Genomic DNA, 16,182 nt, shown 5'->3' on the forward strand with positions numbered 1-16,182 from the left:
AAAGGTATCTAATACCCTAACACAACTTTCATATTGGTTGGTGATTAGGTTTTTGGTTGTTGAAAGCCCAGGAGCAATTGTTCCTGGGCTTTCCTTTTTACTTCAATGCTCCGGTTAAAGACTTACGTTTTGGAGGGTTTTGGACACCGACTTGCATTTTTGCTTAACTTACTGTTGTAATGAGTGTTGAAAATAATCGACCCAACATTCGTAATAGAACTACTAACCCGTAACCAACCTCCTATGTCGCAAAAGCTGATAGAGATAGCAAAGATTTCTGCACTTCAAGAAAAACAACCCACATACGCCTTAGTACTTAACACCGATCTTGTCATTGTAAAGCATGAAACGGGAATTTCCATTTTGTACGGCCGCTGCCATCATAGAGGGGCCTTGCTGGCGGATGGTCATATTGATGGCCAAAATCTGATTTGTGGTGTCCACGGGTGGGATTATCGCTATGACACAGGAATCAGCGAATACAATAATGATGAACAACTCCATAAGTTCCAAGAATATGTAGACGGGGACTCGCTTCAGGTTGATGAAAACGAAATAGCCTCTTTTGAAAAAGAACACCCCCAACCCTTTGACCGGGAAGCCTATTTGGGAACCTATGCAGATACCCACCCGGAAGATACCGAGCCCTATACGGGATACATCAAGGAATTGGCACGAAATGGACTGAAAAACTTAGGGCACCATGGGTTTTCAGCTTCCATGGGTGTGGATCGTAATACCCTTCCGAAATGGAGCGACATCCAGTTTTTACCCGCTCAACTGGCCACAAGACCGCTTCTGGACCATGAGGAAGTTGCCACCAAGGTTACCATTGGCCCTAAAGCCAAAAAGCCTCTGGAGTTGGAAATTCCACTTTTTGTAAGTGATATGAGTTTCGGGGCGCTCAGTCGAGAAGCAAAAATTGCTCTTTCCAAAGGAGCGGAGTTGGCCGGAACCGGAATTTGCTCTGGCGAGGGTGGAATGCTTCCGGATGAGCAGCAAAACAATTCCAGATATTTTTACGAGCTGGCTTCGGCACAATTTGGGTTCTCTTGGGACAAATTGGATAACGTACAGGCATTTCATTTTAAAGGAGGACAGGGCGCAAAAACTGGAACCGGAGGGCATTTGCCTGGCTCCAAGGTGAGTAAGGAAATTGCCGAGGTAAGAGGATTGAAGGAAGGGCAGACCGCAATAAGTCCAGCAACCTTTCCAGATTTTCATGGAGTTGCTGATTTTAAAGCTTTTGCGGATAAGGTAAGGGAACGCACAGGAGGTATACCCATAGGATTTAAAATTGCGGCCAGTCATATAGAAAAGGATATTCAGTTCGCATTGGATGTAGGGGTGGATTATATTATTCTCGATGGTAGGGGGGGAGGAACCGGTTCCGCGCCCACCATTTTAAGGGATAATATAAATGTGCCCACCATTCCAGCGCTGGCAAGGGCAAGAAAATATTTGGATAAGGTGGGCGCAACGGATGTTACCCTAATAATTACTGGTGGACTTCGGATTGCGGAGGATTTTTCTAAAGCAATGATGATGGGGGCTGATGCGATTGCCGTGTCCAACGCGGCCATCCAGGCCATAGGCTGTTTGGGAATGCGTGCCTGCGGGAGCAATAACTGCCCAGTCGGAATTGCCACGCAAAAAGAACATTTAAGGAGTCGGTTGATTATAGACGCCTCTGCGAAACAACTGTATAACTTTTTTATAGCTACCAACGACTTGATCAAGGTCGTTGCCAGATCTTGTGGCTACGATGATATTTCCAAGTTCAATGCAGGTGATTTATCAACCTTTAACAAGGAAATGCACGAGTTAACCGGAATCAATTATGCAGGGGTTCGCTAAGACAATATGATGTTTCAGATTTTTATCGGCATAGTGGCATTATCATCACTCTTGAGCTTTATCAATAAAAAGTTGTTCAAGCTTCCAGATACCATTGGAGTAATGTTTTTGGCCATAATTGCTTCCCTTTTTATAGGGGCACTGAATTTTATGGACCATGAGACTTTTGTAAGCGTATGTTCGGTAATCGATGAGATTGATTTTAGAACCATTCTATTCGACTTTCTTCTTAGTTTTCTCTTGTTTGCAGGTTCCATCCACGTGAATCTGCACCAATTATTGGAAGAAAAAGGAGCTGTTTTGATCTATGCCACAGTGGGGGTGTTGATCTCTACCTTTATGATTGGAACCTTGTTCTATTTAGCTGCAGGAAGCATTGGAATGCAGATTGACTATATCTATTGCTTGGTTTTTGGTGCGCTCATATCACCAACCGATCCAATTGCCGTGCTGGCATTGCTCAAAAAGGCAGGGGCCCCAAAGGATATGGAAATCAAGATTGTTGGGGAATCACTTTTTAATGATGGTGTCGGGATCGTCGTTTTCATTTCCCTTCTGTCCATTGCAACGATGACAGGGGAACATGGTGTGGAACCATCACATATTTTAACAGAGTTTGGACAGGAGGCCTTGGGCGGAATAGCGCTAGGTCTTGGGTTGGGATTATTAGCACGGTTTTTTCTAAAAAATATTTATGAAGCTCCAATGGTTGCGGTACATATCTCTATTGCTATGGTAATGGGAGGCTATTGGTTGGCTACCATGGTGCACGTTTCAGGTGCTTTGGCCATGGTGGTATTGGGACTTATGGTGGGCGACTATTTGCACAAAAAATGCAATAGCCAACCTTTAAAGGAAAATATGAATGTTTTTTGGAAGGTCTTGGACGAAATTCTAAATGCCATTCTATTTGTCCTGATTGGTTTGGAGATAGTAAGTCTAAATTTTCAACCCAACTATTTGATTGCTGGAGTATTGGCAGTTCCCATTGTTTTGATGTCCAGGTATGTTTCCGTTTGGATTTCCAACATATTGCTAAAAAAGGAGCACAGAAGCAATTCCAACAAGCTGGTAATTCTAACCTGGGCAGGTTTACGCGGTGGTATTTCCATTGCACTTACGCTTACCTTGCCCGAAGGACAGTTTAGGGAAGGATTAATTTTTATCACCTATTGCGTGGTGGTCTTCTCCATCATTGTGCAGGGCCTTACCATAGATAAGGTGGTAGTGAAAATGCTTAACAACACAAAAACAAACTAAAATCGATTTCCAACTATGGCTACAAAGAAAACAGTTTGGTATAAGGTATTGGATAACAAAAAGGAACTTCCTGAGGGTAGGGTAAAAACCGTTACAGCCGCCCATAAGGGAATTTGTTTGACACATTTTGAGGGCAAATTTTCTGCCCTGGACAACAAATGCCCCCATCAGGGAGGTCCTCTTGGTGAAGGTTCTATTGAAAATGGAATGCTTCGATGTCCATGGCACGGTTGGGATTTTCATCCACAAACAGGAATTCCCCCAGGAGGTTATGATGACGGTATTGCCACGTTTGAAATCAAAGAAGAGGGGGATGCAGTTTATGTAGGTGTTGCCGAGGAGGATGATCATGAAACCACAATTTCGGATATTATGGCCGAGACTATGGTGAATTGGGGAGTGACCAAGGTTTTTGGGATGGTGGGACATTCCAATCTTGGTTTTGCTGATGCCATGAAACGCCAAGAAGAAAAAGGGAAACTCAACTTTTACGGGATTCGGCATGAAGGAGCAGCGGCATTTGCAGCTTCTGCATATGGTAAATTAACTGGTAAACCGGCCGGCTGTTTTTCCATAGCAGGACCGGGAGCGACCAATATGTTTACCGGCATGTGGGATGCCAAGGTGGATAGGGCTCCTTTACTGGCCTTAACGGGGCAGGTGGCCACCCAGGTTGTGGGTACGGGTAACTTTCAAGAAGTTGACCTAGTGCAAGCCTTCGGAAGTGTAGCCGAATTCAATCATAGGGTGCAAAGCGATAGCAAACATGCGGAGTTAATGTCCCTAGCTGTCAAACATGCGATTCTAAAGCGGGATGTTGCCCACCTTACCTTCCCCGATGAGGTGCAGGAACGGAAAGCAAAACCAAATGAAGCCACCCAAACCCCGGAAAAACGGATTACCTCCATGGAAATTGCCCCACCCAAGGAAGCGGTAGACGATTCGCTGGCACTGCTCAAGAAATCCAAACGACCTGTGATCGTCATGGGACATGGGGCGAGAGCACATAAGAAGGCCATTATAAAATTTGCGGAACAATTAAAAGCACCCGTGGTGACTACTTTTAAGGGTAAGGGCTTAATTCCAGATAATCACCCTTTGGGTGGTGGGGTTTTAGGTAGAAGTGGGACACCCATAGCCTCTTGGTTTATGAACGAATGTGATGTATTGTTGGTTTTTGGGGCCTCTTTTTCCAACCATACAGGGATTACATCAAAGAAACCCATTATACAAGTGGATTTTGACCCCTTGGCCCTTAGTAAGTTTCACAAGGTGGAAGTAGCTGTTTGGGGTGAAATCTCAAGAACCCTGGAACTCTTTCAATCTGGATTGAAAAACAATTTGGATACCATTGATCAAACTCGAGAGGTTGCAGAACGATGGGCAATATGGAAAGCGGAAAAGAAGAAACGACTTCTTGAAACTTCGGATGAGGGAGTAAGCTCCATTGCGGTCTTCGATACCATGAATCAGTTGACCCCGGAGGATGCCGTTATGTGCGTGGATGTAGGTAACAATGCCTATTCCTTCGGGCGCTATTTTGAAAGCAAGGAGCAGGATTTCCTAATGTCTGGTTATTTGGGGTCCATCGGATTTGCCTTGCCTGGATCTATGGGCGCTTGGGCGGCGGTAGGGGATACCAGACCCGTGGTGGCTGTTGCCGGGGATGGTGGGCTATGTCAATATTTAGCGGAAATTACAACCTTGGTTAAATACAAAATGCCGGTGAAATTAATAGTTCTGAACAATCATGAACTGGGAAAAATTTCCAAAGAGCAACGCGCTGGCGAATTTGATGTATGGAAAACCTCACTTTCCAACCCAAATTTTGCTGAATTCGCACAGTCCTGTGGCGCGTGGGGAAACCGGGTGGACAAACAAGAAGATCTTACTGCCGCAATGAAGGAACTTTTTGCCCAGAAAGGCCCAGCGGTCTTGGAGGTAATTACAGATGTAAACCTTATATAACCATGCTTTTGGTCATTCAAATTTTTTTAACGCTGCTTGCAACGTATTTCATTATAGGTCTTGCGTTTGCACTTTTCTTTGTGTTTGGCGGTGCCACAAAGCTTGACCCGTTGATGAAGGATAGCAAAAAGATGGTCAGGGTGTTGTTATTTCCAGGAGTCGTGGCCACATGGCCTTTTTTATTGCGGAACTTGATAAGGAACAAATCATGATTGCAGGTCAGCGAAAAGCACATCGACAAATATGGTTGGCCATAGGACTTGCCCTGCCCATACTCTTGTTTTTTGCCACAAGAGATCTTGATTTTTCCGGTGAGACTGAGGACGTTGGTCATCCCGATCAATTCGTTTCCAAAATGTTGCAGAATAGGACCCTACATCTCAAATTAAATGCACCTTTAAAAAATCCATCGGCTGTGGTGTATGCCATTGACTCCAAAGGAAATCCCGGAAAAATACTTGGACAACTGTACGGGGAGGGGGAGTATCAGTTTATACTTCCAGTTGATGCATCGGGCATTTCCGTGGTTGATGAACTAAAGAATGAAAAAATTTATACCACTACTTTCTGATGGGGCTAGACTATAAATTGGTGCTTTGGAACAAGCACAAGAAGACATATGATAAGATCATCGTTTTGGGTATGCTGGCCTATTTGGTGTTGTTCTTTGTTCTGAGTTTTTTGATCAATCCTGAGTTAACAGCCGAAACCGTAATCATAAGGGCTTTCGGTTCTTTAGCCATTTTAATGCTACATATCATCTTGGCAATAGGCCCGTTAAGTCGATTGAATCCCCAATTTTTACCCATTTTGTATAATAGAAGGCATTTGGGGGTGAGTATGTTTCTTGCGGCCTTTATACATGGTGGGATATCAATTTTTCAATTTCACGCCCTAGGGAGTACCAATCCAATTTATGCTATTTTCACCTCGAACATGGAGTATGGTTCGCTGACCAATTTTCCTTTTCAGGTTTTGGGTTTTTTGGCTTTGTTGATTTTATTTCTGATGGCATCAACCAGTCATGATTTTTTTCTAAAGAATCTTTCGCCTAGAATTTGGAAAGGTCTTCATATGCTGGTATATCTGGCGTATGCCCTGGTGGTGATGCATGTTTTTCTAGGTGCTTTTCAGCAAGAGACCTCGCCATTTACGATGACTTTTTTGATACTTGGATTTGTAACCATTTCTGGTTTGCACCTTGTAGCAGCCTTTAAGGAGTCCAAAGTGGATGGGTTGAAAAGCAGCGTCGATGACTCGGGTTGGCTTGAGGTGTGCAATGTGAACGAAATTGCTAATAACAGGGCCAAAATATTCACTGTGGCCGGCGAGCGGGTAGCGATATTTAAATACGACGGTAAGTTATCCGCAATACACAATGTATGCAAGCATCAAGGCGGACCTTTGGGAGAAGGAAAGGTTGTTGATGGGTGTATTACCTGTCCTTGGCACGGGTATCAGTACCTTCCACACAATGGACAATCACCCCCGCCATTTACCGAAAAAGTGATTACCTACGAGCTGCGATTGTCAAACGGGATAATTTATATCAATCCTAATGGGTTTTCGGAGGGAACGGAAGTTAAACCTTTGAATTATTGACTATGGAGAAACAGGATGAATTTTACATTGGGTATGTCGATGAGGTAGGGGCCCAGACAAAAAAAAGTTTAAAAAAATTCACCTTCGGAGCCATTGGAGTTTTGCTTTTGGCAAGCTTTCTCTTTGCCTTTTTTCAAAAACCGGCGAGGGCCAGCGCGTTCGATTTTGATACCCCGACCAAAATTTCGGGAACCTATTTTGAGGTACCATACCCCATGCTTCGTGTTAAACTTGGGGAGAATGCCTATAAGAATATCCTGCTCTTGGGCTTTGGTAAATTTGGCGCCAACAACTATGTAAAGGACATCAGAGAGGACGTAGGGGATTTGAATGGCAAGCACCTAACCATAGAAGGAAACCTTGTCTACTATAATGGTAAGACCCTGCTCCAAATCGATGATAGCCAGAAAATAAGTTTGGATGAAGAGATTATCGTTCCTCCTCTAAAACCTTCTTCTTTGGGACATCTGGAGATTACTGGAGAAATTGTTGATCCAAAATGCTATTTTGGGGTAATGAAGCCGGGTTTCGGTAAAATCCATCGTAGCTGTGCGGCGCTCTGTATTGCGGGAGGCATCCCGCCGGTCTTGGTTTCTTCAGAGAAAAATGAAGTTTCGGACTATTTTTTATTGGCCGATATGAAAGGAAACCCCTTGCATAAAGACATATTACCCTATATAGGACAGCCACTTCAAGTTGGGGGCAAAGTCGAAAAGATAGGGGATTGGCATCTTTTGCGAATTGATGTTGACTCCATAATAAAAATGGACAAAAAATCTTCAATTTATTAAGATGAAAAAAATAATACTATTAGCTTTTCTGCTACTAGGTACGATTGCCTACAGTCAATCCAAGCATTTCAACACCAAAAAAGGATATGCAGCCCATGGGTACGATGTGGTGGCTTACTTTGATGGTAGCGCAACACTGGGAAACAAAGACATAGGAACAACCTTCCAAGGAATAGATTATAAATTCTCGACCAAAGAGAATTTGGAGCGCTTTAATACCGATCCAGCTGCCTATGTGCCCCAATATGGAGGTTATTGCGCGTATGCGATAGCCGTATCTGGAAAAAAGGTAAATGTTAATCCGGAGACCTATGAGATAAGGGATGGGAAGCTTTACTTGTTTTACAACGCCGGCAAGACCAATACCTTGGATCTATGGCTAAAGGAGTCCCCCGAAACACTTCAGCTTACAGCCGACAAGAACTGGAAGAAAATAGCAGGAAAGTAACTCGGTGTCCAGTTAAAAATCCTTAAAAATAGCACCGAATTTGTGCCATGCTGTTAGGTATGCCTATTTTAGAGACTATTATTAACAATGTTAATGCGGATGCCTTCTTTTCAAATGAATAGCTATGCCAAGGTAGTTTTATCTGGACTTTTGATAAGCTTCCTAGGAGCACTTCCATTTGGAACATTGAATTTAACGGCCTTTGACATAGCCGCTTCCCAAAGTTTGGAAGCCGCATGGTGGTTTGCCGCTGCGGTGGTATTGGTGGAACTTGGGGTGGTGCGGTTGACCTTGATTGGAAACGAACGCCTGCATTTGGGAGAAAAGTTCTCATTTTATATCATTCCTTTTGGAATTATATTGTTGCTGTATCTGGCACTTTCTAGTTTCCAGGCTTCCGTTGCGGTTTCTGAAGCAAGTTCAAAAATTGGATTATTGCCCAAAATCAGCTCCGCCTTTGTATTGGGACTGCTGTTAAGTGCCCTCAACCCCCTGCAGGTTCCTTTTTGGATGACCTGGAACAAGGTACTATCGGGTAAAGGGGTCTTAAAAAAATCCAAGACAAGCTATAATGGCTATCTTTTGGGCATTGGGATTGGAACTGTTTCTGCGTTGGCCCTCTTTATTTTGGCGGGGAAATACATTTTTTCCAACTATGACAACTACAGTACGGTTACCAACATTCTTATGGGGTTGCTGTATTTGGGTTTTTCCATATATCTTTCATATCTATTCTTTAAGAAACGTCTCAACTTGAAAATACAATAAACAATTATGTTTAGATCCTCTATAGCTACCTTGGAACAGTTCAAGGAAATTCTACTGCAATTGCCAGAAGAATGCTATTCCAAATCTTGTAAAGTCCTTTCTGATGCCACAATTGGGCAACATACAAGACATATCATAGAATTGTATCTGTGCCTTATCAATGGCTATGAGAATGCCGATGTCTCCTATGACCGAAGGGAAAGAAACCGAAGAATTGAACAAGAATTACCATTTGCAGTGGAACAACTAACAAGCATACAATCAACACTCCAAAAGCCCAATAAAACGGTGAGGGTGAGTTACGAATTAGGCGATGCCGAAACCTGCTTGGAATCCAATTATTACCGGGAGGTCATGTACAATTTGGAGCACACCATACATCACCATGCACTTATTAAGGTGGGTATCCTATTTTTTACCGACATTCCGTTGCCTGAATCATTTGGAATAGCTCCGTCAACCCTTCAACACCGTCAAGCATGTGCACAGTAAGTTTTATTAGACGAGACGAAGGATGTTTTATCACATCCAATCGGGATGAACATATTTCCAGGCCTTTGGCCCATAGACCCGAGGAGGAAACTTTAGGAGGTATAAAAGTACTTTTCCCCAAGGATCCGCGGGCAGGTGGGACATGGTTCGCCCTAAACGAGCTCGGTGCTGTGGCAGTGCTGTTAAATGGTGCTTTTGTGAACCATAAACGCCAGTTGCCCTATGCTAAAAGCCGGGGTTTGATTTTGCTGGAGGTGATTTCAAGTAGGCAACCGGGAAAAATGCTTCAGGAAATGAACCTCGAACAGATAGAGCCATTTACCTTGGTTCTTTTTGAAGATGAAAAACTCTTGGAGTTTCGCTGGGATGGGGAAGTTAAGCATGTTAAGCCGCTCAATTCCGAACAGGATTACATTTGGTCTTCGGTAACCCTGTATGATGCTGATGCCATTCATCAAAGAAATACCTTGTTCAATAGATTTATTGAAGGCACCCGCGAGATTTCAGCCCAAAAAATCGTTGATTTTCATTCCAATAATCATAGCGACTATGAAAATGGTTTTATTATAGATCGTACGACAGGTTTGAAAACGTTCAGTGTAACACAAGTAGTGCTGAATTCGGATAACAACAAGATGCGGCATTTCGACCTCTTGAATGACCAGGCCTATCATGTGGCTTTTTCACCTAAGCAACTAACACCTATCAAATGAGTTCCTGGCGATTAAAATGGCATAAGCTTACACATTGGGAATATTGGCCTTTATGGGCTATCTATTATCCCTTGTTTCCGGTTTGGCTCTATTTTTCGTTGAAAGCCCGTTCGTTCTTCTTCTTTAATGCAGCGAACCCGTCCATGAAAAATGGAGGTATGGCCATGGAATCCAAAATGGATATTTACAATATGATTCCAGCAGAACATATACCCCAGACGGTTTTTATCCCGAGGGAGGAACAACCAGAATTAGCTTTGGAAAAAGTTCTTAAAGCGGGTATTTCTTTTCCTTTTATTGCAAAGCCGGATATAGGTATGAAGGCTTTCGGAGTGGAAAAAATTCACAATAAGGATGAATTCAAGAATTACTTCCAAAAAACTCCGGAGAACTTTTTGGTACAAGAACTGATTCCCTTTCCCAATGAGGTGGGCATCTTTTACGTTCGCATGCCGGGAGAAGCAAAGGGAAAAATTACTGGAATTGTTTCAAAGCACTTTTTGTCCGTTGTTGGTGATGGGATAAGTACCATATTGGAGTTGATCAAATCAAATCCAAGAAGCCATTTGCAGTTAAAGGTGTTGAGGAAAAGGTTTGGTTCTCGATTGATGGAAGTTTTGGATTCTGGAGAGGAATTTATTTTGGTCCCTTATGGCAGTCATACCCGAGGCGCCAAATTTGTCGACGATACCCATAAGCTTAACAAGGGCCTTTTGAAAACTATAGATGATATTTGTTCCAAAATGGATGGGTTCCATTATGGCCGATTGGATGTGCTGCACAACTCTTTTGAGGAACTTTCCGAAGGAAAGAATTTTAGTATTATCGAAATCAATGGAGCAGGAGGGGAGGCCACCCATATCTATGACCCAAAACATTCCTTGTTCTTTGCATGGAAGGAAATTACCAAGCATTGGAACTACCTAAATAAGATAAGTATTATAAACCATGGACTAGGACATTCATACCTAAGTTTTCGTGATGGTCGAGCCATGCTTAGGGAAAATGGGGAACTGGAAGCACAGTTAAAACTAATTTAAGATGGGGAAACAAGTTATATGGGTGTTGCTGCTATGTATTTCTGGAATTGGCTTGACCTATTCCCAGGATAACAAAGACACTGCTGCACAGACAGCATTGGGAGTTTCTGCTCAGGTATATCCGGCGGGATTCATCCCTACCCTTAATTTAGAGCACGCTTTAAACGAAAACTCATCTTTATTGGTCCGCGTGGGAGCCAATATCGTGGATCGAAAGGATTTTAGCGATGTCAACCTAACGGAAGAAGGTGAAGGATTTGGTGGATCTGTTGGATTTCGAAAACACTATCCCTCTGGGAAAGGAAAATTTATTGCAGGTCTTAATCTTGATATTTGGAGTCTAAATATTGATTGGACCGATGTAGACCCAACGGATGCACCGATTTCTGGAAGCACTTATACCCTTGTAATCCAACCTTGGCTGGAAGGCGGTTATTTTTTACCCATAAAAAACACCAAATCCCAATTGGGCCTCACACTCGGTTTCGGACGCGAAATCAATGCGATTACCAGCGGAGAGGAGGTAGAACAAGGCTTTATTGGAAGCCTTTTGTTGCACTACCAAATAATACTCTAAATATTACCTTCTAAACTGGTCTTGTTTGATTTTCACTGCCTTAAACGAAAAAAGTATCAGAAGAATTAAGGCGGTTAGACAGCTAATAATGCCCATCACGGAAAAATAAACAGGAAGGTCATCTCCCATAATATGAGTGCTTTCATAGAGTCCGGCAATCAAACCGGAGAGCACAAAGCAAGCTACGGAAACATAGAGGAATACCATCGCATAATTGATAAGCTTCAGCTGTTTTAATTTTCGTTGCAATAGGTTTTCGTAATCGAAGTGCTCAGTAATAAGTCCCTTGATTTCATTGCTCAAAGCTCCAAGCAAATTGGAGGTGGACATGAGCAGGAGACCCACTCCTGGAACAATGGTGATGGGAACGTACCAGCTTTCCATATCTTAACTTTTATAGGCATTAAGAGCCTCGGAAAAGAATTGAACTACTATTTTCTCATTCATGCCCGAAGCTGGTAAAACAGCACCTTTGAAACCATCGTTTATCCATTTGCCATGGGTCAGACTTTTAAAGGCCCAAGTGTTAAGGGCATTGTGGCCCCGATAACCGCTAATATAGAAATAGAGGTCATTGACCACAGTATCTGGAATGGCCATCCCCAACCCAACCGATTTACCGGAACCATCATTTAAACTAGAAAATGCCCCAGTGTCAAAATGATGGGGCCAAATCCGAATCTCTGATGAAAGTTCTTCTTGTCTTAAGAACGCATCAATGGAGTTTTGGGCCAAGACCCTAAGTTGAATTAGTTTCCCAATGGCATCGGCACCTGAAAGTGAATAACAGGTATCGGCATCGTGTGAATATGGAAGATCGTAATGTAAATGGAAGTGATAAGACTTGGTAAGTCCCACCTCCTTGGCGGTGCTGGCTATCCAATCCAAAACTTGTGCATGACTTTTGTCGTGTAAAGGGAAACTTGGCACCTCTTTTCCACTCCATTCCAAAGCAAACGCTTCATAGTTAAGACAGAGTTTTGTGTCGTAGGTATCCAAAGGCCAGGTCTCCAAACGATTTTGGGTAATGGAAAACCCCAGATTGGTATGACTGTCGTCCTCTTTTTTGTCTAAAAAACTAATCCCTGCAGCGGCCAAATATTGGGCTGCCAAATGTAGCTGTTGTAGCATTTCCATAGCAATGTTTTAAAGGTAGTCCTCTAAAAATAAGCATTTTTGGAATGATTATGGCAGTTCCGAAACCCCATAACCCCTAGGCTAGTTTTGTACTGCTAATTGTAATTTCTCCTTAATGGAATTCACGATGATAGGAGCATGAATCCTGGAGTTCTCAATAAACCATTTATGGGTTTCCATGCCACCACAGATAACACCGGCCAAATACAGTCCCTCCACATTAGTTTCCATGGTTTCAGGATTATACGATGGAAGTCGTTTTTCGTCTTGGGAAAGGGCAATACCAAGCTTTTCCAAGAATTCAAAATTGGGCATGTATCCGGTCAAGGCGAGAACAAAATCATTTTCCAATTCCATGTCCCCATCTGGGGTGGCAATAGTGAGATAGGTAGGTTTTATTTCCTTGACTTCCGAATTATAATATGCTTTGATGCTACCCTCCTCTATCCTGTTGATAATATCGGGCCGAACCCAATACTTCACACGTTGGCCAACCTCCGGCCCCCGAATAATCAAAGTTACCTCTGCACCTTTTCTGTAGCATTCCAGAGCCGCATCAATGGCAGAATTACTCGCGCCGACCACGGCTAACTTTTGACTGGCATAGAAATGGGGGTCTTTGTAGTAATGGGAAACTTTGGGTAAGTCCTCTCCAGGAACATTGATTTTGTTTGGAAGATCATAAAACCCCGTTGCCACGATTACATGTTTTCCAGTATAGTTGGCCTTATCAGTTTGAATTTTGAAGCTGTTATTTTCTTTTTCCACCTCCAAGACTTTTTCAAACAAGTGGATTTGCAATTGGTTGGAGGTTACAATTCTTCTGTAATACTCTAAAGCTTCATTTCTTTTGGGTTTGGCTTCTTTACTAATAAATGGAATTTCATCAATCTCCAATTTTTCGGATGAGGAAAAAAACTGCATGTTGATGGGGTAATTGAACAATGAATTGACAATGGGTCCCTTTTCAATGATTAAATAACTTAATCCCTGCTTTTTGGCCTCAAGACCACAGGCAATCCCAATAGGTCCCCCACCAATTATGATTACATCCAATTCTTGCATTATCCAATACGTTCTTTTAAATCCAGAATCGTGGCCTCGGGATTTTCACTTTTAAAGACAAAACTCCCTGCAACGAGCACATCTGCCCCTGAGTCCACTAACCTTTTGGCATTGGTCGCATTGACCCCACCATCAATTTCAATTAGGGCATTGGAATTTTTCTTTTCTATGAGATTCTTGAGGGCAGCAACTTTCTGGTAGGTGTTTTCTATGAACGATTGACCTCCAAACCCAGGATTGACGCTCATAAGGCAAACCAAATCTATATCTTGAATGGTGTCTTCCAAAAGCCCAATGGACGTATGTGGGTTTAAGGCAACTCCAGCTTTCATTCCTTCAGATTTGATGGATTGTAACGTACGGTGTAAATGGTTGCAAGCCTCATAGTGAACCGTGAGATTGTCCGCACCCAAGTCAGCAAATGTCTTTACATATCGGTCGGGGTCTACAATCATTAGATGTACGTCCAATGTCTTTTTCGCATGTTTGGCAATGGATTTAACCACCGGCATCCCGAAGGAAATATTGGGTACAAAAACCCCATCCATTACATCCAAATGAAACCAATCGGCCTTGCTATTGTTGACTATTTCAATATCCCTCTGAAGGTTGGCAAAATCTGCCGCCAGAAGAGATGGTGCCACTAACCGTTTACCCATGTTGATTTTTTGAGCGTTTACGGTACAAAAGTAGCGAAATGAAATGGTTCGGTTAGGAAAAGACCCTATTCACTTTATCACTTCCCATGAGGTTACAAAACCTTCTAAATATCAAATTTCACGAATTTTAGCCCCTCAATTCCATCGGTTTGGATAGTAAACGCATCAATGTCGCCTTCTGTATCCCGCTCAAAGTTGATACTCCCAAATGCCGCGATTTGACTTCGGAAAACGTCTTTTACCACTGGGAAGAATTCAACTAACGTGCCATCAGGTCCTTCGGCTTGAAGTCCATCAGTTTTGACTGAAAACGTATACACTACTCCCAAGGATTCCGAATAATAGGAGCCTGAATATGTATGAAGTTGCTCGGTTGTAGGCGAAATAGGTGCGTATTTTTCGTAATAACTTGGGTCACTATCACCAAGTGTAATGCCGTAGGTCTCGGACCCATTTGTTTCCTTGAATCCCAAAATAATTTTATCATCACTGTCCACCAATAGCTGGAATCTCTCGCCCTTCTCTAGGGGAATCATTGGTAAGCCTTCGTCTTCATTTAGTCGGGCATAGCGAAGGGTATCATTGGATACGAACAACTTTCTGGCGAGAGCCCTTTTTTTGTTCCAGTATTCGCCCTCGTAGGATTTTAAGCGTGAACTGTTTACCTTTTTTGTGCTGATTTTGCTTGCATCGATGGATTGGGGTTCTGGGAATTTATCATCCAGGAAATGATAGGCCATGGACATGGCTGGCATACCGTTGTACCTGTTGTTGTTTCCCAAGACAAATGAGATGAGTTGTTGCTCTGGAAAACGGAATACGTTGGCAGCGTAGCCGCCAGACAGACCATACTGCCAGTAACAGGGCAGCCCACGTTCTTTATGATAAAATTCCCGGCCCAAGGTCATTTTCCCCCAGGCAGAATCAAATGTGCCTCCAGCGTCCAATTGGGCAGGTTCATCCAAGCGCTTTAGCGAAACCGAAAGCCCTGCATCCCCGGGATAATTGAACCAAGAATACCAGATGAACATGTCCTCTACCGAGGTGAATAGGTTTGTGGGGCCGGCATCGCTTTGGTTCAACGCCTTATTGATAAGCTCTTCATTTTGTAATTGATAAGACTTCGCTCCACCTGGAATAATGGCATTATAGTCCTCCAGAAACTGGGAATCTTTCATCTCAAGTGGCTCGAAAATATGCTCCTTGGTAAAAGCAGCAAAAGATTGCTCAGAAACCTTGGCAACCACTTCGGCAATAAGCGTCAACTCAGTTTTGGAAACAATATAGGAAAAAGAGGTTCCAGGCTTAAAATTTAGCGTTTTTTGACTTCGTATTAAGCGCAGCGCATCCTGATGGGTGAAGACATCGTCCTCCTCTTTGCCCAAAATGTATTTTACGGTGTTACAGTCATTCAATCCACTTGTATGGTTGACCAAATGCCGTAGCAATAGATCGTGCCCATAGTTTGGAAGGTCGGTTACATAATTTCGAACAGGATCGTCCAATTTTAGTTTACCCTGTTGCTCTAATATTAAAAGTGCCAATACGGTAAACTGACGTGAGAGATGATCCACCTGAAACTTGGTTTTTGGAGTAATCGCGGTATTATGTTCAACATCGGCAAGTCCAAATCCCTTGATGTACGAGATTTCTTTTCCATACATAAGACCGGCTGCTACCCCAGGACCAGTATTTTGACTCCATTCGGTATAAAGACTGTCCAATTCCAGTTCATCCATTGGACTAAGCTGCGCCATTCCCAAATGGGAAAGTAAGAGTGCGGCACCTATAAAAATTCTGTTCAT

Annotated in this window: 17 protein-coding genes; 12 read left to right on the forward strand and 5 right to left on the reverse strand. The window is 42.9% G+C overall.

Annotated features, from left to right (window positions below; genetic code table 11):
• Positions 1–243: 243 nt before the first annotated feature.
• From BUC10_RS13410 to BUC10_RS13470, 12 genes are all read left to right on the forward strand, one after another.
• Positions 244–1,857 carry a glutamate synthase-related protein gene (locus BUC10_RS13410; RefSeq protein ID WP_073180517.1) on the forward strand — a complete coding sequence of 538 codons (1,614 nt, stop codon included), beginning with the start codon at positions 244–246 and terminating at the stop codon, positions 1,855–1,857.
• A gap of 6 nt (positions 1,858–1,863) precedes the next feature.
• Positions 1,864–3,117: a cation:proton antiporter gene (locus BUC10_RS13415; protein WP_073180519.1), complete on the forward strand. Its 1,254-nt coding sequence runs from the start codon at positions 1,864–1,866 to the stop codon at positions 3,115–3,117.
• Between the two features lie 15 nt (positions 3,118–3,132).
• On the forward strand, positions 3,133–5,085 hold the full coding sequence (locus BUC10_RS13420; protein WP_073180521.1) for a thiamine pyrophosphate-dependent enzyme: 1,953 nt from the start codon (positions 3,133–3,135) through the stop codon (positions 5,083–5,085).
• A 169-nt stretch (positions 5,086–5,254) separates the two neighbouring features.
• Positions 5,255–5,656, forward strand: coding sequence for a hypothetical protein (locus tag BUC10_RS13430; protein WP_131819081.1), 402 nt, complete (start codon positions 5,255–5,257; stop codon positions 5,654–5,656).
• A complete protein-coding gene (locus BUC10_RS13435; protein WP_073180527.1) occupies positions 5,656–6,687 on the forward strand; it encodes a Rieske 2Fe-2S domain-containing protein in 1,032 nt (343 codons plus the stop codon). Before BUC10_RS13430 ends, BUC10_RS13435 begins: the two co-directional genes overlap by 1 nt.
• Before the next feature lie 2 nt (positions 6,688–6,689).
• Positions 6,690–7,478, forward strand: a complete 789-nt coding sequence (locus tag BUC10_RS13440; RefSeq protein WP_073180529.1) for a hypothetical protein — start codon at positions 6,690–6,692, stop codon at positions 7,476–7,478.
• A gap of 1 nt (position 7,479) precedes the next feature.
• Positions 7,480–7,926 carry a YHS domain-containing (seleno)protein gene (locus tag BUC10_RS13445; RefSeq protein WP_073180531.1) on the forward strand — a complete coding sequence of 149 codons (447 nt, stop codon included), beginning with the start codon at positions 7,480–7,482 and terminating at the stop codon, positions 7,924–7,926.
• 99 nt (positions 7,927–8,025) lie between these two features.
• On the forward strand, positions 8,026–8,694 hold the full coding sequence (locus BUC10_RS13450) for a LysE family transporter (protein WP_073180533.1): 669 nt from the start codon (positions 8,026–8,028) through the stop codon (positions 8,692–8,694).
• Between the two features lie 6 nt (positions 8,695–8,700).
• Positions 8,701–9,186, forward strand: coding sequence for a hypothetical protein (locus BUC10_RS13455; protein ID WP_073180535.1), 486 nt, complete (start codon positions 8,701–8,703; stop codon positions 9,184–9,186).
• Positions 9,174–9,899, forward strand: a complete 726-nt coding sequence (locus BUC10_RS13460) for an NRDE family protein (RefSeq protein WP_073180537.1) — start codon at positions 9,174–9,176, stop codon at positions 9,897–9,899. Before BUC10_RS13455 ends, BUC10_RS13460 begins: the two co-directional genes overlap by 13 nt.
• Positions 9,896–10,939 carry an ATP-grasp domain-containing protein gene (locus BUC10_RS13465; protein ID WP_073180539.1) on the forward strand — a complete coding sequence of 348 codons (1,044 nt, stop codon included), beginning with the start codon at positions 9,896–9,898 and terminating at the stop codon, positions 10,937–10,939. The genes BUC10_RS13460 and BUC10_RS13465 overlap by 4 nt, the downstream gene beginning before the upstream one ends.
• A 1-nt stretch (position 10,940) precedes the next feature.
• Entirely contained in the window at positions 10,941–11,516 is a 576-nt protein-coding gene (locus BUC10_RS13470) for a hypothetical protein (RefSeq protein WP_073180541.1), read from the forward strand.
• Positions 11,517–11,519: 3 nt separating this feature from the next.
• Here the strand turns inward: BUC10_RS13470 and BUC10_RS13475 are convergent, their stop codons facing one another.
• From BUC10_RS13475 to BUC10_RS13495, 5 genes are all read right to left on the reverse strand, one after another.
• Positions 11,520–11,900, reverse strand: a complete 381-nt coding sequence (locus BUC10_RS13475; protein WP_073180544.1) for a DUF2721 domain-containing protein — start codon at positions 11,898–11,900, stop codon at positions 11,520–11,522.
• Positions 11,901–11,903: 3 nt separating this feature from the next.
• Entirely contained in the window at positions 11,904–12,647 is a 744-nt protein-coding gene (locus BUC10_RS13480) for a hypothetical protein (RefSeq protein ID WP_131819082.1), read from the reverse strand.
• A gap of 87 nt (positions 12,648–12,734) precedes the next feature.
• Positions 12,735–13,718, reverse strand: a complete 984-nt coding sequence (locus tag BUC10_RS13485; protein WP_073180548.1) for a YpdA family putative bacillithiol disulfide reductase — start codon at positions 13,716–13,718, stop codon at positions 12,735–12,737.
• Entirely contained in the window at positions 13,718–14,377 is a 660-nt protein-coding gene (rpe, locus tag BUC10_RS13490; protein ID WP_073180551.1) for a ribulose-phosphate 3-epimerase, read from the reverse strand. The genes BUC10_RS13485 and rpe overlap by 1 nt, the downstream gene beginning before the upstream one ends.
• A gap of 104 nt (positions 14,378–14,481) precedes the next feature.
• Entirely contained in the window at positions 14,482–16,182 is a 1,701-nt protein-coding gene (locus BUC10_RS13495; protein ID WP_073180553.1) for a serine hydrolase domain-containing protein, read from the reverse strand.

This window comes from Flagellimonas flava (assembly GCF_900129665.1).
Taxonomy (GTDB): Bacteria; Bacteroidota; Bacteroidia; order Flavobacteriales; family Flavobacteriaceae; genus Flagellimonas; species Flagellimonas flava.